The 21,084-nt window shown below is 40.9% G+C and carries 18 protein-coding genes and 2 pseudogenes; 11 read left to right on the forward strand and 9 right to left on the reverse strand.

The annotated features are described in order from the left end of the window. Positions 1-48 precede the first annotated feature (48 nt). From L1267_RS01350 to ppiC, 7 genes are all read left to right on the forward strand, one after another. On the forward strand, positions 49-1,215 hold the full coding sequence (locus L1267_RS01350; protein ID WP_235381881.1) for an efflux RND transporter periplasmic adaptor subunit: 1,167 nt from the start codon (positions 49-51) through the stop codon (positions 1,213-1,215). 6 nt (positions 1,216-1,221) lie between these two features. After that, entirely contained in the window at positions 1,222-4,368 is a 3,147-nt protein-coding gene (locus L1267_RS01355; RefSeq protein WP_135926533.1) for an efflux RND transporter permease subunit, read from the forward strand. Continuing rightward, entirely contained in the window at positions 4,361-5,767 is a 1,407-nt protein-coding gene (locus L1267_RS01360) for a TolC family protein (protein WP_135926534.1), read from the forward strand. Before L1267_RS01355 ends, L1267_RS01360 begins: the two co-directional genes overlap by 8 nt. A gap of 13 nt (positions 5,768-5,780) precedes the next feature. Next, positions 5,781-6,803: a zinc-binding dehydrogenase gene (locus L1267_RS01365; protein WP_235381883.1), complete on the forward strand. Its 1,023-nt coding sequence runs from the start codon at positions 5,781-5,783 to the stop codon at positions 6,801-6,803. Positions 6,804-6,805: 2 nt separating this feature from the next. Beyond that, positions 6,806-7,216 carry a thiol-disulfide oxidoreductase DCC family protein gene (locus tag L1267_RS01370; RefSeq protein ID WP_235381884.1) on the forward strand — a complete coding sequence of 137 codons (411 nt, stop codon included), beginning with the start codon at positions 6,806-6,808 and terminating at the stop codon, positions 7,214-7,216. Positions 7,217-7,261: 45 nt separating this feature from the next. Continuing rightward, complete coding sequence (locus L1267_RS01375; RefSeq protein ID WP_235381885.1) at positions 7,262-7,894, forward strand: lysoplasmalogenase; 633 nt, start codon at positions 7,262-7,264, stop codon at positions 7,892-7,894. A 63-nt stretch (positions 7,895-7,957) separates the two neighbouring features. Beyond that, positions 7,958-8,236 (forward strand): peptidylprolyl isomerase PpiC, encoded by a 279-nt coding sequence (ppiC, locus tag L1267_RS01380; RefSeq protein WP_054552145.1) that lies wholly within the window; start codon positions 7,958-7,960, stop codon positions 8,234-8,236. A 409-nt stretch (positions 8,237-8,645) separates the two neighbouring features. Here ppiC and L1267_RS01385 read toward each other — a convergent pair whose 3' ends face one another. The 7 genes and pseudogenes from L1267_RS01385 to L1267_RS01415 form a co-directional block, all read right to left on the reverse strand. After that, positions 8,646-9,326, reverse strand: a complete 681-nt coding sequence (locus L1267_RS01385; RefSeq protein WP_235381886.1) for a hypothetical protein — start codon at positions 9,324-9,326, stop codon at positions 8,646-8,648. Between the two features lie 144 nt (positions 9,327-9,470). Further along, positions 9,471-10,871: a KAP family P-loop NTPase fold protein gene (locus tag L1267_RS01390; RefSeq protein ID WP_235381887.1), complete on the reverse strand. Its 1,401-nt coding sequence runs from the start codon at positions 10,869-10,871 to the stop codon at positions 9,471-9,473. A 113-nt stretch (positions 10,872-10,984) separates the two neighbouring features. Next, on the reverse strand, positions 10,985-11,380 hold the full coding sequence (locus L1267_RS01395) for a hypothetical protein (protein ID WP_199526937.1): 396 nt from the start codon (positions 11,378-11,380) through the stop codon (positions 10,985-10,987). 103 nt (positions 11,381-11,483) lie between these two features. Then, entirely contained in the window at positions 11,484-11,909 is a 426-nt protein-coding gene (locus L1267_RS01400) for a hypothetical protein (protein ID WP_235381888.1), read from the reverse strand. 118 nt (positions 11,910-12,027) lie between these two features. Further along, positions 12,028-12,219, reverse strand: a complete 192-nt coding sequence (locus L1267_RS01405; protein WP_235381889.1) for a hypothetical protein — start codon at positions 12,217-12,219, stop codon at positions 12,028-12,030. 585 nt (positions 12,220-12,804) lie between these two features. Continuing rightward, a pseudogene (locus L1267_RS01410) lies at positions 12,805-13,895 on the reverse strand (IS91 family transposase). Continuing rightward, entirely contained in the window at positions 13,892-14,725 is an 834-nt protein-coding gene (locus L1267_RS01415) for a tyrosine-type recombinase/integrase (protein WP_235381891.1), read from the reverse strand. The pseudogene L1267_RS01410 and the gene L1267_RS01415 overlap by 4 nt, the downstream one beginning before the upstream one ends. A 448-nt stretch (positions 14,726-15,173) precedes the next feature. On the opposite strand from L1267_RS01415, the pseudogene L1267_RS01425 reads away from it, so the two are divergent. The 3 genes and pseudogenes from L1267_RS01425 to L1267_RS01435 all read left to right on the forward strand — a co-directional run bounded on the left by L1267_RS01425 (position 15,174) and on the right by L1267_RS01435 (position 16,860). Continuing rightward, positions 15,174-15,924, forward strand: a pseudogene (locus L1267_RS01425) (integron integrase). Between the two features lie 308 nt (positions 15,925-16,232). Further along, complete coding sequence (locus L1267_RS01430; RefSeq protein ID WP_235381897.1) at positions 16,233-16,520, forward strand: type II toxin-antitoxin system RelE/ParE family toxin; 288 nt, start codon at positions 16,233-16,235, stop codon at positions 16,518-16,520. A 10-nt stretch (positions 16,521-16,530) separates the two neighbouring features. Then, positions 16,531-16,860 carry a HigA family addiction module antitoxin gene (locus L1267_RS01435; RefSeq protein WP_235381898.1) on the forward strand — a complete coding sequence of 110 codons (330 nt, stop codon included), beginning with the start codon at positions 16,531-16,533 and terminating at the stop codon, positions 16,858-16,860. 227 nt (positions 16,861-17,087) lie between these two features. Here the strand turns inward: L1267_RS01435 and L1267_RS01440 are convergent, their stop codons facing one another. Together L1267_RS01440 and L1267_RS01445 are read right to left on the reverse strand one after the other, a co-directional pair. Continuing rightward, positions 17,088-18,494 carry a YfcC family protein gene (locus L1267_RS01440; RefSeq protein ID WP_235381899.1) on the reverse strand — a complete coding sequence of 469 codons (1,407 nt, stop codon included), beginning with the start codon at positions 18,492-18,494 and terminating at the stop codon, positions 17,088-17,090. Between the two features lie 160 nt (positions 18,495-18,654). Further along, positions 18,655-19,875, reverse strand: coding sequence for a M24 family metallopeptidase (locus L1267_RS01445; protein ID WP_235381900.1), 1,221 nt, complete (start codon positions 19,873-19,875; stop codon positions 18,655-18,657). A 129-nt stretch (positions 19,876-20,004) separates the two neighbouring features. Here L1267_RS01445 and L1267_RS01450 point away from each other — a divergent pair, with 129 nt between their 5' ends. After that, entirely contained in the window at positions 20,005-21,084 is a 1,080-nt protein-coding gene (locus tag L1267_RS01450; protein WP_235381901.1) for a M24 family metallopeptidase, read from the forward strand.

Consider the following 21,084-nt stretch of genomic DNA (forward strand, 5'->3'; position numbering starts at 1 on the left):
TAATTAGTTCCGTAACATTGTCTCCAATCTATTAACAGGAGAGTCGTGATGAACAAATCTATTCTTGCAGTGGCTGTGACCATTGCGAGCTTAACGCTTGCAGGGTGTGGCACAGAAGCCAACCAAGCAGCGCAGCAACAGCATTTACAACCTATCGATGTAGCACAAGTACTTGTAAAGCCAGTACAAAATTGGCACACCTATACAACGCGTTTAGAAGCGCCACAAGAAGTTGCGTTAATGCCACGTGTTTCGGGTGTAATCGATAAAATTAACTTTAAAGAAGGTGACAGCGTTAAAGAAGGTGATTTACTTTTCACCCTTGATGCACGTCCTTTTGCAGCCGTAGTCGATAGCTTAAAAGCGCAAATCGAAAGTGCTAAGGCGGCACTTGAGCAAGCTAAAAGTGAAGCAAAACGTGCAGAGCGCTTAACTGAGCGTAAAGCAATTTCAACGGAGCAAGCAGAATCTCGTAAATCAACACTAAGACAACGCGAAGCACAATTGCTAGCACTACAGGCTGAGCTTACTGCGGCAGAGCTTGATTTAGCATTTACCCAAGTGCGTTCACCCATTGATGGCGTTGTATCGCGTGCGAATATCACCAAAGGTAACAACGTACTTGCTGGTCAAAGCGTGTTAACAAGCATTGTGTCAAACCAGCAAATGTATGCTTATTTTGATATTGATGAGCGTACTTGGAATCAGTCATTTGCTGATGTAACAGCGCAAAGTGAACAAGCTGTTGTGATGCAAAAAGTGGGTGAAACCAGCTTTAACTTCAATGGCAAAATCAACTTCATTGATAACCAAATCAATCAAACTACCGGTACTCTTCGTGTGCGTGCGGTGTTCGAAAACGATGAGCAACAACTGCGTGCAGGTTCATTCGCACGTATTAAGCTTGCCGCAGATAAAGTAAGCGAAAAAGTTATCGTGCCTGAGCGTGCAATTGGGACTGATTTAAAGAATCGCTTTGTACTCACTGTGGGTGAAGGCAATGTTCTTGAATATAAATTAGTGACAGTTGGTGAGCGTTACGGCAGCCTACGAGCGATTACATCGGGCTTAAACGAAAACGATGTGATAGCCGTAAATGGCCCTGCGCGTGTAAGCCCTGGTATGCCTATTTCACCAAACACAGTCACTATTAATAGCGATGGAATTGCATTCACTCTTTCAAATAATCACTCAGATTTGGTTGCAAAACAGTAGGGCAAAATGAAATTTTCACACTTTTTTATCCAGCGACCCATCTTTGCAGCGATGCTGTCGCTTATCTTTCTCATCGCAGGGGCAATCTCGTTATTTCAATTGCCAGTGAGTGAGTACCCTGAGGTAGTGCCGCCGACAGTTGTTGTGACGGCAAGTTACCCGGGTGCAAACCCAACGGTAATTGCTGAAACAGTGGCGACGCCGCTTGAGCAAGAAATCAATGGTACTGAAAACATGTTGTATATGTTTTCGCAAGCAACCAGTGATGGCCGCATGACGTTGACGGTAACCTTTGCATTAGGCACTGATTTAGACCGTGCACAAGTTCAAGTGCAAAACCGTGTAAATAGTGCGCTACCACGCTTACCACAAGAAGTTCAGCGTTTAGGTGTTGTAGCTGAAAAATCATCACCAGATTTAACCATGGTGGTGCATTTATATTCACCAGAAAAAACGCATGATACAACTTACTTAGCGAACTATGCTGATTTGTATATCAAAGACCAAATTGCACGTCTTCCAGGTGTGGGTGATGTTCGTATGTTTGGTGGTGGTCAGTACTCAATGCGTGTTTGGCTTAACCCAGATGCACTTTCTGCACGTGACTTAACAGCGATGGATGTAGTAAATGCATTACGCGCGCAAAACCAACAGGTTGCTGCGGGTAGTTTAGGTGCGCAGCCTACGTCGAAAAGTAATCAATTTCAAATTCTAATGAATGTTAAAGGACGTTTAAGCTCTCAAGAAGAATTTGAAAATGTGATCATCAAAGTGGGTGAGCAAGGTCAGCTTACACGCCTAAGTGATGTTGCACGCCTTGAATTAGGTCAAGACACCTATGCTTTAAGAGCTATGTTAGATGGTCAACCAGCCCTTGCAATGCCGGTATTCCAACGTCCGGGGTCAAATGCGATTGAGCTTTCTGATCAAGTACGTGAAACCATGAAAGTATTATCAAAAGACTTTCCGGCAGGTGTTGAATACGACATTGTTTATGACCCAACTATTTTCGTACGCGGCTCAATCGATGCTGTTATTAAAACGCTACTAGAAGCAATCGCGCTAGTGGTAATCGTTGTCGTGGTGTTCTTACAGACATGGCGTGCATCGGTAATCCCACTGATTGCAGTACCAGTGTCTCTGATTGGTACGTTTGCGGTTATGCAATGGTTAGGTGTATCGATTAATACCTTATCGTTATTCGGCTTGGTACTTGCCATTGGTATTGTTGTTGATGATGCCATCGTTGTGGTTGAAAACGTTGAGCGTAATATCGAGCAAGGTTTATCACCACTTGAAGCAACACGTGTTGCGATGACCGAAGTAACAGGGCCGATTATCGCCATTGCACTTGTCCTATGTGCGGTATTTATTCCTACGGCTTTTATTACGGGTTTATCTGGTCAATTTTATAAGCAATTTGCATTAACTATTACTATTTCAACGGTTATCTCTGCGTTTAACTCGTTAACACTATCGCCTGCGTTATCGGCGTTACTATTAAAAGGTCATGATGCAAAACCAGACCGTTTAACTAAGTTATTAAACCGTGTATTCGGTAATTGGCTGTTTAAACCTTTTAACCGCTTGTTTGATAAAGGCGCTAATGGCTACGAAAAGCTGGTACAAAAACTAATTCGTATGAGTGTCATTGTCTTAGTTGCTTATGTTGCACTTGTTGGTGGCACAGTTAAATTGTTTGACGCAGTACCGGGTGGTTTTATTCCACAGCAAGATAAGCAATATTTAGTGGCTGTAGCACAGTTGCCTGATGCGGCAAGCTTAGACAGAACCCAAGAAGTTGTGCAAGAAATGGAAAAAATTGCATTACAAGTACCGGGTGTTGCAAACACAGTATCGTTTCCTGGTTTATCGGTGAATGGTTTCACAAATAGCCCTAACAGCGGCATTGTATTTACTCCGCTTGCCCCTTTTGAAGAGCGTCAAGATCCGAGTATGTCGGCAATGGCGATTGCGGCTCAGTTAAATCAAAAGTTTGCCAGTATTGATGAAGCATTTGTTGCGGTATTCCCGCCACCGCCAATTCAAGGTTTAGGTACAACGGGTGGCTTTAAACTACAAATTGAAGACCGTGCTAATAAAGGCTTTGAAGCACTCTTTAATAGCTTACAAGCAACCATTGCTAAAGCGCAGCAAGACCCTGCATTAATGGGCCTTTACTCAAGCTTTAGAATTCAAGTGCCACAAATGGATATCGACATTGACCGTGAGCAAGCGCTTATCCAAGGTATTCCACTTGATGAAGTATTCAATGCCTTACAAGTGTACTTAGGTTCTATGTATGTAAATGACTTTAACTTGTTTGGTCGTACCTATCAGGTTAATGCACAAGCTGATGCTGATTACCGCCAAGATCCTGAGCAAATTTTGAATCTTAAAGTGCGTAACCGCATGGGTGAGATGGTGCCATTAGGCTCTGTATTAACGGTCACGCCAACAACAGGCCCAGATCGTGTAATGCATTACAATGGTTATCCTACAGCTGAATTAAATGGTAGCCCAGCACCAGGGTATAGCTCTGATCAAGCGCAACATGCGATTGAAGCAATCCTTGCAGAGACATTACCAAATGGTATTGAGTTTGAGTGGACAGAAGTAACTTATCAGCAAATATTAGCGGGTAATACCATGGTGTATGTTTTCCCACTTGTCGTATTGCTTGTATTTATGGTACTTGCTGCGCAATACGAGAGCTTAAGATTACCACTGGCTATTATTTTGATTGTGCCTATGACGATTTTCTCGGCCTTGTTGGGTGTTTGGTTTGTTGGTGATGACAACAACATCTTCACGCAGATCGCACTCATCGTACTCGTTGCACTAGCAAGTAAGAACGCCATCTTAATGGTTGAGTTTGCACGAGATCAGCATAAAGGGGGGATGTCTCACCTTGAAGCTATCATCAAAGCGTGTCGCTTACGACTTCGCCCAATCTTAATGACGTCAATTGCCTTTACGGCAGGTGTTGTACCCCTTGTTTTAGCAACAGGAGCTGGTGCTGAGATGCGTCATGCCATGGGTAATGCAGTGTTCTCAGGCATGATTGGTGTAACTGTGTTCGGCTTACTGTTTACTCCGGTGTTTTATATGTTAGTTACTAAAAAATCGCAGAAGGAGCAACACGATGCATAAGCCTCTTCATGCAATCTTTAAACAAGGCAAACTAGTCAGTGCGATGCTGTTAGCCGGTGCACTGGCTGGCTGCGCACAAAGCGTCGATATGCAAGAGCAGCAAGTGAGCTTGACACAATTTGTTAGCGATACACAAATTGGTGCACAAAACGAAGGTGCGAGCGAAAATAACTGGTGGCGCCGTTTAGATTCGCCGCAGTTAAACAATTTAGTGACTGATGCATTAGCAATGAATCACGACCTAAAAACCAGCCAACTTCAACTTGATGCAGCCATTGCCCGTTTAGGTGCAGCTCGTGCGGATTATTATCCGCAGGGCAGCCTAAGCGTAGGCGCAGATCGCAGCAGCTTAGATGGCGCAATTACCCGCCAATCAAACGCAGGCGTTAATGTTAATTGGCAACTTGATTTATTTGGTCGTATTACCGCATTAGTAGATGCTGCTAATGCGGGTGCACTAAACCAAGCAGAGCAACTAAGAGCATTACAGGTTGAAGTGGTTTCTGCCGTGGTGCAAGGCTATGTAAGCTATCAAGGTAATGTGCAAAAGCAAGCTATCATTGAGATGCAAATCGAAGCACTCGAGCAAAGTATTGATGTGCTCAATGCGCGAGTAGAAGAGGGCGTTGCAAATGAGCTTGATCTTAACCGCACCCTTGCGCAGTTAAAGCAGCAACAAGCGCTTATTCCTGAGCTTAGTTACTTGCAGTATCGTGACCTCGCAACCCTTGCGGTGCTAACCGGCCGACTTGCAAGCGACATAACATTGATTGAAGAGCCTGAATTATTAAGCCACGAGTTTAGCGTGTCGTTTAGTAAAGCCAGCGAAGCAATGGCTCTCAGACCAGATATCACCAGTGCTTTATATCAGTTTAGTCAGGCTTATTCATTGAGTGTTGCAGCCTCAAAAGCACTTTTGCCAGATATTAGTCTGGCAGGGTTTGCAGGTGTGGTGAGTTTAACCAGCAATGGTTTAGAAGATACCGTGCAACAATGGCAAGTAACGCCAAAAGTTGAATGGTCATTACTCAGCTATCCTGCATTATTAGCTCAGCGTGATGCACAGCAGTTTTTAAGTGAAGCCGCTTACAGTGACTATCAAAGTAAAGTATTAAAAGCCATTAGCGATAGTGAACTTACTTTGCAAAGACTAGTCAAACAGCAGCAACAGTTAAATTATGCTGATCAGCGTTTTAATTATGCGAATAAAGCATTTGGTCAAGCTCAAGCAATGTATCAAGAAGGACAAATTCCTTACTTAGAGTTGTTAGATGCGAGACAGGATGTTTTAATAGCGCAAGAGAACGCTGTTGATTCAACAATTGCTTCATTGCAGGCCAAAGTAAGTGCTTATCAAGCGTTTAATGGTCGTTGGAGCTTTGAACTAAACAACCTTTAACCCAGAGTATTAAATGTCGCATATTCAACAAACTACAGATCTTCCGTCAACAATGCGCGCGCTAGCAGTGGTTGAGCCGAATGACGCTATAGCGTTATCTGAGCTATCTGTGCCAGTACCGAGCCCTGAAGGCAATGAGCTTTTGGTTAAAGTTGAATATGTGGGCTTAAATCATGTTGATGCCAACTTTGCAAAACAAGGTTTTTGTAAGTGGCATTACCCGCATGTATTAGGTCATGATGCTGTTGGGGTGGTTGTTCAGGCAAATAAAGGTGTATTCCCTGGTGTTGGTGCTCGCGTTGTATGGCACGCCAGCCTTGGCGACCAAGGTGTGTTATCTGAATACACCACGGTGCCTAATTATGCGGTATCGGTTGTGCCAGATAACGTATCACCTGCAGACGCTGCAACCTTACCTTGTTCAGGTATGACGGCATTAATTGCCCTTGATAAGTTGCAGCTGAGCGAAGGGGATTCACTGTTTATTGACGCAGGGGCAGGTGGCGTTGGCCAATTTGCTATTCAATTTGCTAAGCAACGTGGCGCAACCGTATTTACAACTGCCAGCAAACACAATCATAAGTTACTTAAGCAATTAGGTGCTGATGTGGTGTTTGATTACAAAGACCCAAAACTTGAAGATAAAATTCGCCGTGAATTAGGCCCGCAAGGCTTTGATGCAGTGCTTGATTGTATTGGTGGCGATACCACCATTCGTAACGTTGAGTTAATGCGCTTTTGTGGCCGTATTGCCTGTTTAAATGAATTACCTAAGTTTGAACAAGAACTGATGTTTAGACGCGCACCAAATATTGGCATTGTATCGTTAGGTGGAGCGTGGCTTGCAAATAGCTTATGTGCGCAACAAAAGCTGAGTTTTATGGGTAACTTATTACTCGATAATGCAGCTCGTGGCGAGATCAAATTGCCGCAAATTCATGCCGTAGACTTTATCGCCGAGGCTGTTTCAGCGGCATTAAATAAACAACTTGCTGGTGGCTTTACCGGTAAACAAGTTGTGCAAGTAAGCGGTTAATTTTGCAAACTCACTGCCCAGTCATACTGTTTGATGGTCAGTGCAATCTGTGCCATTTTTGTGTTCAGTTTACTGTTCGCTTTGATAAGCAAATAACCTTTAAGTTATGCCCAATGCAAAGCGATAAAGGTGAACGTTTACTAAAGGCGCATCAAGTTGACGATCCACTCTCTTCAATGTTAGTGATTGATAATAACCAGTTATATAAACAAAGTGACGCTGTGTTATTTATCGCAACTCAATTAGGTTTTCCATTCTCTTTGGCTAACGTTTTCAAGCTACTGCCAAAAGGCATTCGCGATCGTATGTATGATTGGCTTGGCCGTAATCGTTATCGGTTTTTTGGTAAACAAACACAATGTAAGTTACTGACCGAAAGACAAAAGCAGCATTTTTATAAACATTTAAAGTAAAGCTTGCTATTCTCGTTCTTGGGAACAAATAACAATAATAAGAATATGAACATTCTCTTTCTAATTTTAAGCACGGTTTACATTGCTTTACTGCTCTTACAACCAGCATGGCCTCAGCCTTTACTAGCGCTTTTTAAAACCTTACCAATCGGTATATTGATTGTGATGGTATTAAAAGCACGCAGTCAGTTACAAAATCGCACTTTTATTACTTTATTGTTTGCACTTATTTTTTCCACACTAGGTGATGTGCTACTTGCCATCGATAGTGGGCAGTTGTTTATTAGCGGTTTAGCAGCATTCTTTGTAAGTCACGCTTTTTATATTATTACCATGTTGCCAATTAAAAATTGGCGACTAGAAGTTGTACTCCTTTATCTATTTTTGGCCATCATTGTTTTTTGCTTATTCTATCCAAACTTAAATGACATGCTCATTCCGGTGATTTTCTATATGTTGGTTCTCACCATAATGGCAAGTCTTACTTGGATGACAGATAAATCTAACGGCTTTTTAGTGTTAGGTGGGGCAGTGTTTGTTATATCAGACTCTATTCTTGGCCTTAACCGCTTTTATTTAGAAATAGTGCATGCAAGTATCGCAATAATGATAACGTATTACATTGCACAATTTTGTTTGGTGACAGGGTTTTTGCAGGCAACAAGTAAACATAAATAGCCGCAGTGGCTCAGTGTTGATTGCCGTGATAAAATACACGCGTTTTTATTTTTGAGATTTTCCATGGCAAATACAGCGCACGCACTGCACATTCTTGTTAAACATAAAGAACAAGCTGAAGACATCATCAAGCAACTTAAAAAAGGGGCTAAGTTTCAGACTTTAGCTAAAAAATATTCAACCTGTCCGTCGGGTAAAAAAGGCGGCGATTTGGGTGAATTCAGACGCGGTCAAATGGTGCCACAGTTTGACAAAGTAGCTTTCAGTGGCGAAATCTTAGAACCACATTTAGTGAAAACTCGCTTTGGTTGGCATGTAATCAAAGTGCTATACAGAACGTAAAGTTTAACGCCTGCCTAAATAGTGAAAGACACTCAGTTATTCATAAATACTTACATTAATGAGTTAAAGTCTATTACTTTAACTCATTTTTGGACAAAAACACGTTAGAGTATTTAATCAGTAACGCCCAATTAAGTAGTGAGCAACGCTACCACCAGCCTAAAGCATTTTGCCGAAATCACTAAAGCTGATTCAAACCAAAAGTGCCAAACGTTGCGAATCTGCTTGAATTGATTGTTATGTTTCGGTTACCACTGCCTTGGCTTAGCTATTTTGAACCAGCTTGAATTGAATAGGGTTCTCGCTATCAAACTTTTCTATTAACTCAATTATTTTAAGCCTAGGAACACCGATAATCGAGTTGTCTTTTTTGTACTCGATACCTATTCCTGCAAACCGAAAGGTGTCTTCAATGCTTGATTTTAATATCTGATTTTTTGAAAAAAAATAAATACATAGCGCCACCACTCATACCTTGAGGGTGTGGCCCCATGCTCACATCGCCTTGGTATTTTAAATTCACACCCTTTCTATCATAAACCCCAGAAATTTTAATTTTGTTATTTGTTACTATTTTCGAAAGTATCGTGAAGTACTTAGCATTTTTAAAGTAATTTCCACTTTCATCAATATATACAAATTTATTTTTCAAAGTTTCTTTGGAACTACTTTTATGTACTTTCTTTGATTTAGACTTACTTGCAGGAAATCCAGTCCAAGCAAAGTGCTTTTTATCAAAACCATTCATACTTTTTATATCAAGGTTAAAATAGTTTTTGTTTTCTAATGCTTGATTAAAGCAATCAACAATAACTATGTCCTCTTCTTTGAACACTTGATGACCAATTGCAAAACTCATGATCTGATGGAAATCTCCATCACTACCAAAAGTGTAGACATTCTCAAACTCAACTCCACCGCCCAATGCATGCGCAGCGAAAATTATAAAATGATGTCCTTTATACCTAACGAGTGTCCCTGTAGATGAATATTCGTAATTTTCTAATTCATCCTTGATATATAAAGGGATTACGAATCTTTGCGACTGTCGATCATAATCATCTGATTGATATGTAAATTTATTACTCATATAAAAATTTCTAATCCTTGATGCTGCTAGCTGAGAGAAACATAACGCCTCAATATGGGGAGCAAAAATGCATGGCTAAACTTAGCGACGAAGGAGCGCAAGCCATGCGTTTTGCGTCCATGCCATAATTGACTTGTTAGCAATCTATGAGCTGAACCTAGACGCTATCTCTATTTTATTTACTAAGTAACCTAAAATACCAACACCGCCATCCCAATCGAACTTGTTTATTAGCTCTAGGATTCTTTTTGCTCGGGCTTTTTGCTCATCGCTCGCAGTAGTTGAATTAACAACTTCGTTATATTTTTCTACAACGTCATTAGTTCCATGACGGTGAGACTTACATGTCATTATGTATGTTTCAAGAACTGCCCCGTAATTGTTGGCGATTAACTCTTCGGCGCCGCGTTTAGAAGAAAGATGTTCAAATAAAGCTGCTGGAGTCATTTCTTCATTTACAAAGGACTTATATAGATCTGGCTCTTTGACTTTTAAAACGATTAGGTAGCAGAGGAATAATGGATAAAGCGCATAATCTTTAGGGGTTGTCCTAATAGCTAAGCTTAACAAAGAGCAACAATGCTCTTGTTCTCTTAAAGTAAGATTATATATTTCAAAAAATTCAGAGAACATTTCTAAGGATTGACGCCCCTCATATTGTGAGTCTCTTCCAGTTTTCGTTGAAAAATAACTATTGAAGTCAAATCTCTTAAATAGTGCTTTAACAAAAAGCCCTTTTTCTGGAGGCGGTAAAAGGTAATCAAAATCTATGAACCGCCTCAAATAGCCGTTTACATTGAGGTCTTGTCCGTACACTGCCTTAATTGAATGTCCAAGTTGAGTTTTATCTGCACCTAATACAAATACTATATTACTCACATTGAAGAAGTGCTTTGCTTTCTCAAGCACTTCAATTGAGAAGTTGGGTCTACACCGATCAAGTTCATCAATAATAAACACTAAAGGTTTGGGGTTTTCTTTAGATGAAATACTTGTGGCTAGTTCTTGTAGTGAATCTCTAAAAGCAGATAAAGTATTTTTTGATTTCTCATAACTTTCTAGTTCTTCTTTCGCGATAGACTCGGCAAAACCAGCAAGAGCTTGTTCAGTTACTTTATCCAGTTCTAAAGCACCTGCTGTTGCGATTTTTGCTGCAACAGGAACAGTTCTTTTTAGCAACGTAACTCCAAACCCTTTTGCCTTATCTAGGTACTCTTTAGTCTTAGAAATATCTTCAGGTGTAGAGAGTTCATCAATTGCAGAGCTGATTTCACCAATAATTGAAACTAGTGCATCATCTGTAAAATCATTTTCCCAAGCATTAAAATATATAGTTGGTACTTCATTATCTTTAAGATGTTGTTCCCACATCCTTAGAAAAGTAGTTTTTCCTTGTCCCCAAGGTGCATCTAAACAAACAACCATAGGGTCTTTAGTAGAAAGAACGAATTGAGTAAGAACTTCAGCACTTTCAAGCCTATTTAGTTCATCATTTAAAAATGGGCTACCCGGCTCAACTACTATTTCACGATTCTTGATAATCACTCTGGCTCCTTGAGATTGCTAACGCCCCAATCAGGGGCTTTTAAATGTTGGCTAAAATGTGAAGCGAAGCGGAACCGAGCCAACGGTTAAAAGTCCCTGCCTGCATTGGCTTGTTAGGTGTTACCTACGCTAGACCACTTAATATCAGTGATGTCATCGGTTTCTTCTAAAATTTGTCGAACTGCATCTATTAAAGGCTTAGCTAATTCAAGAGGTGCCTTATTTCTACCGAAAAAACCTTTGGCATATGGCTCAAGAAAGCATTGCCACTCTGTCTGCGAACCATCTACGTTGCCACAACATAATCTATATTCGTTGTCACCCAAAAAGTGTTCCACATACCAGCCCCAATCTTCATTCTCAGGGTAAGAAGTAACGATACCTTTTTGAGCTAATTTCTTACTAATCCAAAAAGCCAGTTCTGCCCCATAAACCTCAGGGTTAACCTGAGAGTCATCTGGTAAAAAGGGTTTGAACATATTGGACTTAAAACTTACTGACGTATCCATACGCAACACCTAACGCCCCATTCAGGGGCTTTTAATAGTTGGCTAAAATAACGAACGCAGTGAGGAAAGCCAACTGTTAAAAGTCCCGCACTGCAATGGCTTGTTATGTAGCCGACTTCCACATACTAACAATTTCTTCATACTTTTCGTCAACCAACTCTTCATCATCGGGGCACGAAAATAAAACTACTTGAAGAGCATTGTACGAGTTTGGAAACTTTGAAAGTTTGACCATAATCTCCAGTGCCTCGTTGTCAGTTAGCTCCTCTTTATTAATATATGAGAGTGCAGCAGGTTCAACGATTTTTTGTACAGGACTAGAAAAGGACTCTTTCCAGAAATAGTACATTTGTAGGTGCTTAGCTTCTTCGATTTTTTCTGATGCTGGCACTCTACATATTTCGTGCAGCACCATAAAGGGAGCGTCACCACCAATCTCGATAGATTGCTGAATAATTCGTTTCCATTCACTTTCATTGTGATAAGGAAAATTGCAATCAATACTGTAATAAAATTCTTCGTAGGTCATACAAACGCCGATCTATCCTTGGCTACATAACGCCTTACTAATGGGCGCAAAAATGCTTGGCTAAAATTAGCGACGAAGGAGCACAAGCCAAGCGTTTTGCGTCCTTTTGAGTAACTTGTTAGTTGCCGACGACGACAATGTCGCATTTATAACCGCCAACTTCACTCTCTAAAATATCACTGTTGTATACGGTGTATTTGCCTGGAGCAGTAAATATTCTGTCATTGTAACCATTAGCTTCCCAGCGGAAACCTGTGGTTTCGTGGTTTAGGCTTACTACATTTTTTGATTTCAGCTCCGGCGGTGACATTAAACTATTCATTTCTTTTCGGAGCGTTACCGACGACCAAAAATAACCATGTGTTATCTGATTCGCGGAATATAGCTAATTCTTCAAATGAATTTTCGCCAAGAAAAATGGAAACACTACCTCTAAGGCTGATTTCATTTGGAGTACAGTTAAAATGCTTAGGTGACTCAACCCAAACCGTTTCAGGAGCCTCGCTTTCTTGTGACGCAACGGAAGCGAACGTGATCAATAAAAGTAGAAGTATTCTCAAAACTTTCCTAGACAACTAACATTTTAGTATTTATGCGACACGCAGTTTGTGTTGCATAATCGCTTGTTGGACTGAGGCGCTACCTGCTCGGTGTGTCAGAGTTGGTGCTATTTATGCTATGGGAATTTGCTTTTTAGAGGCTCTAGCTAAATCAGCTAGTTTAATAAGCTTACCTATTATAATTTAAGCTTTCCCTGCATTGCTCAGCGTTTATTATCTATTTATTAAACCGAATGTTTAACCGTTAAGCAAGGATGTTTTTCTTACGCGCAGCCGCGACTAGCCTGAACAGTTAAGCAGGTTAACTCATTGATTTGATGCAGCAAGCAAGGCTGCTAACTCGTTCGCGCTATTTTATTTGTCGCCATGTCTGAATTCATCACGCCAATAAATCGTAAGATACCCACTTTACATGACTGGCAAGGCCAATGCGGTATTAGTCGTTCTTGCTCTACCTTCGGCTTCACCGCTTTGAATGGGGTTGCTGATGCTTGAGCCTTTATTAACCCTAACTTTCGCTTGCGGCACGCATTAGCTAGAAAGCCATAGTGGCGAATACGCATAAACCCTTTCGGCAATACATGTTGTAAGTAGCGCCGTAAAAAATCATCACAACTCAGTGTCATGACTTTATCGCGGTTGTTATCTGCATAGTCGCGATATTTAAAGCTCACTGACTGCTCATTCGCTGACACGAACCGCGATTCTGACATCACGCCTTTTCGGGTATAACGCGCAAGGTAGCTCACGAGCTTTTCACTGTACGTTAAACAGGCTTTGCTATACACACACCACTTTGTTGGGGTGTTTATCTTCGCGAATGAACTATCGCATTCATTGAGTTCCGCTAGCATTTTACCCCTAAAGACTGTTGATAACGCTTTTACGGGGTATAAATAGCCTTTTTCTATTTCATGCCAGTGCGCTTTATTTAGCGCCCCTGCGGGTATCAAACAATGCAAGTGGATATGCTGACTTAAGTTCTGCCCCCACGTATGCAGTACGCTTGTCATGCCTAACTGACCATGCTTTTTCCGTTTCGCAAATTTACTTAGCGTTTGCCATGTCGCTTTAAATAAACACTGATACAACGCATTTGGGTTATAGTGAGCAATGATATTCAACTCATGAGGGAGCGTAAAAACAAGATGAAAATACCGACACGGTAATAAATCTTCCTGTTGTTTTTGCACCCATTTAGCCGTGGCCATGCCTTGGCAACGCGGGCAATGGCGGTCTCGACAACTACACCCAATTTTTTGCGACTCCCCACAGTTATCACATTGCCATGCTTGATAACCGAGCTGACCTGTTCTACATGATTGCGGTGCTGACAGACTCGCAGTTGTTGATAGCTCATCGTATGATGCTGCCGATAATGCTCAAGATTTGAATTTAAAATATCAGCGAGATGCAAAGCGCTCATTGTTTAGCCCAACCTGCAAGCAGATCAATGCCGCCATGACCTAACTCTGGTAACCAATGTAAGTAACTTTGTGTGGTTTTAATATCACTATGCCCAAGCTGATGTTGCAGTTGATGAAGTGGCATACCTGATTCAAGTTGGTGTGTTGCATAAGCATGGCGTAGTGCATGTGGATTACAGTGTTTTAAACCACACGCTTGTGCGTGTTTTCTCAATGGCTTCCTAAAGGTCGATGCTGACATCGGTTTATCCATTAACAATCGCGAGTAAAACATCCAACCCGTTGGGTGATACATTTTCCAGTAACAACGTAATTGATTTAGTACGCTATCTGAAACTACAACATAACGTGATTTATCCCCTTTACCTTGTTCAATCAATATGGTTTTTCGCTGTCCATCAATGTTTTGCACTTTAATATGTAGCAGCTCACCAATGCGTAAGCCACAGCCATAGCAAACTACTATTAACGTTTTTAATCGCATATCCGTACAGCTTTCTATCAGTCTTCGCATATCATCACGCGACAAATAGGTGGGTGCGTGCGACTTTGCTTTTGGCAGTGCAATATCTAAGTTCAATGGCCGGTGTAAAATATGTTTAAACAAGAACCAAATGCTGTTTATCTGTACTTTTTGGCTTGATCTAGAAAGTTTGCGAATGGCAGGATCGTTAAAAAAGATATTCAACTCATCATCTGTGACTAAGTCGAGCGGTTTATTAAAGTAATGACTGAGTTTTAGTAAATGTTCACTGTAGTTTTTACATGTACTTTGCGAATAACCTCGATAGGCTATTTCAGTTTTGACTTGTTCAATGAGTGTATTCATGACTTACCTCCAAGTTATGGGATAACCCCAAGGTAAGTGTGGCTCAAATGATAAGAATAGGATCTCCGCGTAGCGGCTTAGTTCAACATGTTTATAGCGAGCTAATCGCGCGTTTTTCTACCACAGCGTAGCTCGTTTTCTTATTAGATTATTTCTAACAAACTTGTTAACTAATTACCAGTGTTATTAAAATTTAGGAGTTCTCGCTTTTACCTCAGGATAAAAACGAGCGATTGGGTCGTTTTCTTGACTATACGAGCGACTGAGCTAAAACTGTATATATATACAGCTTCATTTCAAAGGAATGAAAATGAAAACTCGCTCTCCTTATTTAAACTACATTGCAGACTATATGCTCACTCGTCAGTATTCATTAAGAACAATTAACGCTTATTTAGGTTGAATCGCAAAATTTATTCACTTTCACAACAAACGTCACCCAAGCTCAATGGGAGATGCAGAAGTCAAAGCGTTTTTAGACCATATTGTATTAAAACGTAATATGTCACCTAGAACACAAAGTGCAGCTTTAAATGCGCTCGCTTTTTTATATAAACATATTGTCAAAAATGAGCTTTCTTTAAACTTGAATTTTGCACGAAGTAATCGACAACCCAAGCTGCCTGTAGTGATGACGCCTGATGAAAGCGGTGCAATTGCGAGTAAAGGACATTGATTTTGATTACAAATGCATTCAAATTTGGAACGGAAAAGGCAACAAGCATCGTATAGTTACTCTTGCAACGGAGTTGATCCCACTACTTAGAAATCAAATTTTGCAAGTTGAAGAATATTTAAGATTAGATTTACAAAACGAGCGATACGCAGGTGTGTGGATGCCTAACGCTTTAACTCGTAAATATCCCTCAGCTAATAAATCACTAGCGTGGCAATACTTATTTCCTTCCTACAAATTAAGTGATGACCCAGAAACTGGCGAGATACGTCGCCACCATTTCCACCCTACATGTGTTAGAAAAGCGATTAAAAAAGCATTAAAGCAAACCAATATTACAAAGGTTATTACGCCTCATACCTTGCGCCATTCATTTGCAACGCACCTATTGCAAAGTGGCGCCGATATTCGCACCGTTCAAGCACAATTGGGCCATTCCGATGTCAAAACCACACAGATTTACACGCATGTTTTACAACAAGGAGCAAACTGTGTTGTAAGCCCATTAAGCAAAATTTTCTAGCTATTATTAAAGATGCGTTAACTTATCATTCAATGTGTAGGGCTTGGACCGTTTCTTGATTGCTCAAAGCAGCAGTTAGAGCATTTAACCTAACTTATTTTGGGGCATAATCAAGGTATGGCTTATTTTCTGATTTTGGCACAGAACTGTCCTTCAGCACCAACCCATTTATATCCAAAAATGGTTTTCTACGAATAAGTTTATACACGACAAAAGTGCCCAGAGTGATTTTTAAACGTATATATTGTGCACATTGCTACTGTGCGCTATTATTTCTGTACTGATGCACAATAGGACAGTGCAGGGATATGGCTGTAAATTTTAAGGATGAGTGGCTCGAAGCATTCTATGAAGAGGATGAACGACATCGATTAATCCCTAAGGTTATAGAGAATGCTTTATATCGTAAGCTAGAAATATTAGATGCAGCAAAGGCTGAAGCTGACTTAAGAGTACCACCAGGTAATCGGTTTGAGCATCTTGAAGGTAACTTGAAAGATTGGTGTTCAATACGAGTGAACAAACAGTATCGATTGATTTTTAAGTGGGTTGATGGTGTAGCAGAAAACACCTATTTAGACCCTCATAAGTATTGAGGTAAGAGTTATGCGTATAACAAAGCGTCGTCCTGTGAGTGTAGGTGAAATGCTCAAGCTAGAGTTTTTGGAGCCTATGGGCATTACATCAAAAATTTTAGCTGAAGCAATGGGTGTACATAGAAATACAGTTAGTAATTTGATTAATGGCGGTAGCTTAACAGCGCCCCTTGCAATTAAACTTGCTGCAGCGTTAGGGAATACCCCAGAGTTTTGGCTTAATATCCAGCACTCTGTAGATTTATGGGATACGAGAAATCGTTATCAAGAAGAAGCTAAATCTGTAAAACCCTTACTTTCTGCTCAAGAATCTTCACTACGTACATCACAAACTATTTAAAAAACCCATAACGTATATTGTTAATCCACAATCTTGATCATTACGGAAAATTCATTTGCTAGTGAAGCTGAGAAAGACGAGTTAAAAGCTTTCGTACAGAAGTTTTTATAATTAGCATTTCATCTGACAATATTTCGTGGCAAGTAATGCGCAGAGCCACGCTAACACATAGGTGTTAGCGGGCATTATTCATTTAATGTAGGAGCCAATTAGCTCACTCAACTAACTTAATTAAGTGTGGGCTGCACATCTAAGCCATAGCCAAACATTACTGCTAAAACTAATACAACCGATGCTGCGACCATTAGTTTAATCAACAGTGGTAAACAGAATCTAAACCAATGGCCGTAAGGCACACCTGCCATGCCTAAAATACCCATAAGTACGGCATTAGTAGGAATGATCATATTTGAAAAGCCATCACCAAATTGATAAGCAAGCACGGCAACTTGTCTTGGTACACCGACTAAATCACCTAGTGGCGCCATCAGTGGCATGGTGACATAAGCCTGCCCAGAACCTGAAGGGATAAAGGTATTGAGTAGGGTTTGAATAACCAACATGCCAATTGCAGATATTTCAGCTGATACATAAGAAAGCGGTAACGACATGCCATGTACAAGGCTATGCAGGATTTGACCGTCTTCTAAAATAAGGGCAATACCCCGTGCAACACCAATTAACACTGCGGTGGTAACAAGATCAGATACGCCTTCTATAAATTTGTTTGCAGCTTCATCAGCAGAAAGTTTACCTAAAATGGCTACAATTACACCCCAAGCAATAAAAACACCGCCTAGTTCGTATAAGTACCAGCCCTTTGTAGCGATGCCCCATACTGCAATTGCAAGGGTAATAATAAAGCTGCCTAAAATGAGTTTATGGCGCAGGGCAAGTGCTGGGTAACTTGTTGCTGTTTGATTTTCGAGTGGGCAAGGCACGCCAATCATCATTGACTTAGATGGGTCGTTCGCTACCTTTTTGGTGTATTGCCAAACATGATGAAAACCAATGAGCACGAATGGAATAAAAATGGCTAAACGTAACCACAGGCCAGAGTAAACAGGAATACCTGCAATTTGTTGTGCGATTAATACGGTAAATGGGTTAAATGCCGAAACACCATAACCAATACCATAACCTGCGACTATCATACCTACGGCGGTCATTGCGTCTAAGCGCATTGCTTTACAAAGCGCGACGAGAATAATAACAAAAGGAATATATTCACCGGCGGTACCAATACTGCTTGATGCTAAGGCAAAGCAAAACACCACCATAAAAATTAACCGCTGCGGCTTTTTACCGTGGCGCTCTAAAAGCCTACCAATGAGTGCGTCGACAGTGCCTGTCGCACGTGCAACAGCTAATACGCCGCCAACAATTAACACAAAGAAAATAACATCTTGAGCAGCAGCAAAAGCACGAGGTATGGCTTGTAATAAATCCCATGGGGTTAAGTAATGCCGCTCAGCAACCGTTTGGTAGGTGCCTGCAACGACCATTTCGCGGCCAGATTCACTTAATGTGGTAGTGAAAAAACCTTGTGGTACTAACCATGTAGCAATAAGTGCAACGACCATCATGCTAAGCAGAAGTATCAAGGTATGTGGAACTTTAAAACGTAAACCCATTTATTCTCCGTAATTATGTTAGGTATTTAAGTTAAATTCTTAAAATCATAACATGATAAAAGCTGATAGGTTGTCTCTTAACTAAACACACTGTTAAAGATTGTAATAATTTAGATACAAAAAAGGCCAGAAATCTGGCCTTTTGATAATGATTGAAATTTTATTTAGCTAAACCAAATGGGTCATCAATGCTATGAGCCGGCTCGGTGAACCAGCGCGGGCCTTTGTCTGTCATATAAAAGTGATCTTCTAAGCGAATACCAAACTCATCAGGTACAACAATCATAGGTTCATTACTAAAACACATACCTGTTGCGAGTGGGGTAGGGTTTCCACCAACTAAGTATGGCCATTCATGAATATCTAACCCAATGCCATGACCTGTTCTGTGTGGGCAGCCCGGTGTTTGATATTCTGGCCCCATGCCATTTTCGGCTAGGTACTGTCTTGCAGCATCGTCTACTTTGCCACATGGCTCACCATTTTTTGCAGCAGCAAAAGCAGCAAGTTGGGCATTTTTCTCGTGCTGCCAAAACATACGTTGACGTTCGTTTGCTTCACCAAATACATAAGTACGGGTTATGTCTGAGAGGTAATCATGCACTTTACAGCCAGTATCAATCAGTACCACGTCACCTTTTTTAAGGGTTTGCGGGTTTTTAACGCCATGCGGGAAAGACGACGCAACACCAAATAGCACAATACAAAAATAGTTACCCGGTGCACCGACCTTTTGGTGGGCTTTTTTAATAAATGCTTCCACTTCAGTGGTGGTGATGCCTTCATAAAGCATACTTGCCGTTGCTTTGTGTACTTCTAAAGTCATGTCCATAGCACGTTGCATTAAGGCAAGTTCATTGGCTGATTTATGCATGCGGCAGTGAGCCGTTACGCACTGTGCGTTAACAATCTTGTAATTGCTATTAGCTTTATTAATGCCGTCGTAGATGAAAAACTGTGCGCTTTCATCAATACCAAGGGTGCCGTTTTTGCTAATGCCCATTTCTGAAAGTACATCTACACACAGTTGGTAAGGATTTTCGTGCTCTTGCCAACCTCGAATTGGGCCATCAATCACCATAAAATCATTTAAGCTGCCGATTTCAAAAAATGGTGCTATGTATTGCACATCACCTTTAGCAGGTAAAATCGCGCCAACTAAACGCTCACTTGCGTACCAACGCATACCCGTAAAATAGGCAAGGTTAGTACCTGCATTTAAGTAAATTGCGTCAATATTGTTTGCTTGCATATACGCTTGTGCTTTTGCGATACGCGCATGAAATTCGTCGTTTTGAATAGGGGTTAAATCTGTTGTCATATCTGACAAAGAGTCAAGCGCCTGCTCTGGCGTTTGTGTGCCAATACCATATGTTGTCATTGTGTACTCCTTGGTTTTTTGTGCATTGTGGCTTGAGTAAACAGCTGATGCAAACTCACTGCGACTAATCGCATAATATTCGTATTTGTGGCGATTATTGTTAGCATGCGCAAAAAATAAGGAGCGACAATGCAAGTTAATTACTTAAAAAGACAAGCTGAATTTAAAGCCTTGCTAGAACAACAAGGTTATATCGCCATGTTAGTACTAGGTCATGAAAATATTCGTTACTTAAGTGGTTTTAGTGGTAATGCCGCTTATGCATTAATTACTCAAAATGATTGTGTGTTGATCGCTGATTACAGATACCACCAACGTGCAATTGCAGAAACAACAGGATTTGAAGTTGTTTGCCGAGACAGAGACAACGAAACTCTTGGTCATTGTATTAACAGGCACCTTAGCCCAAACAGCCATGTCGCATTTGATGCAAGTTATGTCACAGTAGCAATTTGGCAAGGTGTGGCAGATGATCTTAGCGGCCATACTTTAACAGCAGTAAACGGCTTAATAGAAAAGCTCAGACGCGTTAAAGATAGCTGGGAAGTGGCGCAAATAAAGGCTGCCGCAGCCATCGCTGATGAAGCATTAGCACAAACGCTGCCTTATTTTAAACCGGGTGTAACCGAGCGTGACCTTGCCTTAGAGCTTGAATTTAGAATGCAAAAACTAGGATCAGAGGGTATGTCGTTTGCAACCATTATGCTGTTTGCAGAGCGTTCTGCCTTGCCGCATGGTAATCCCTCAGATCAGGTGTTAAAGCAAGGTGATTTTGTAACGCTTGATTTTGGTGCCGTTGTAAATGGTTATCGCTCAGATATGACTCGCAGTTACATTATTGGCCAAGCGTCAGAAAAACAAACCCGTATTTATAATACTGTTCTAGATGCACAAAATGCAGCACTAGAAATGGTTAAACCGGGCGTTAATTGTTTAGATTTAAATGCCATATCAAACAAGGTAATTGCTGATGCGGGCTTTGGCGAGTACGCAGGTAAAGGTCTTGGCCATGGTTTAGGGTTATTTTTACATGAAGTGCCATTTATCAACACACTGACAGACTACAAGCTTGAAGTAGGAAATGTGATCACCATTGAGCCTGGCATTTATATACCAGGCTACGGTGGTGTGCGCCTTGAAGATGACATAGTTGTCACTGAATCTGGCTTTGAGGTGTTAACCCAAGCGCCTAAGCCATTCATAATCTAA

It is taken from the genome of Pseudoalteromonas sp. OFAV1 (genome assembly GCF_021532595.1).
GTDB classification, from domain to species: Bacteria; Pseudomonadota; Gammaproteobacteria; order Enterobacterales; family Alteromonadaceae; genus Pseudoalteromonas; species Pseudoalteromonas lipolytica_C.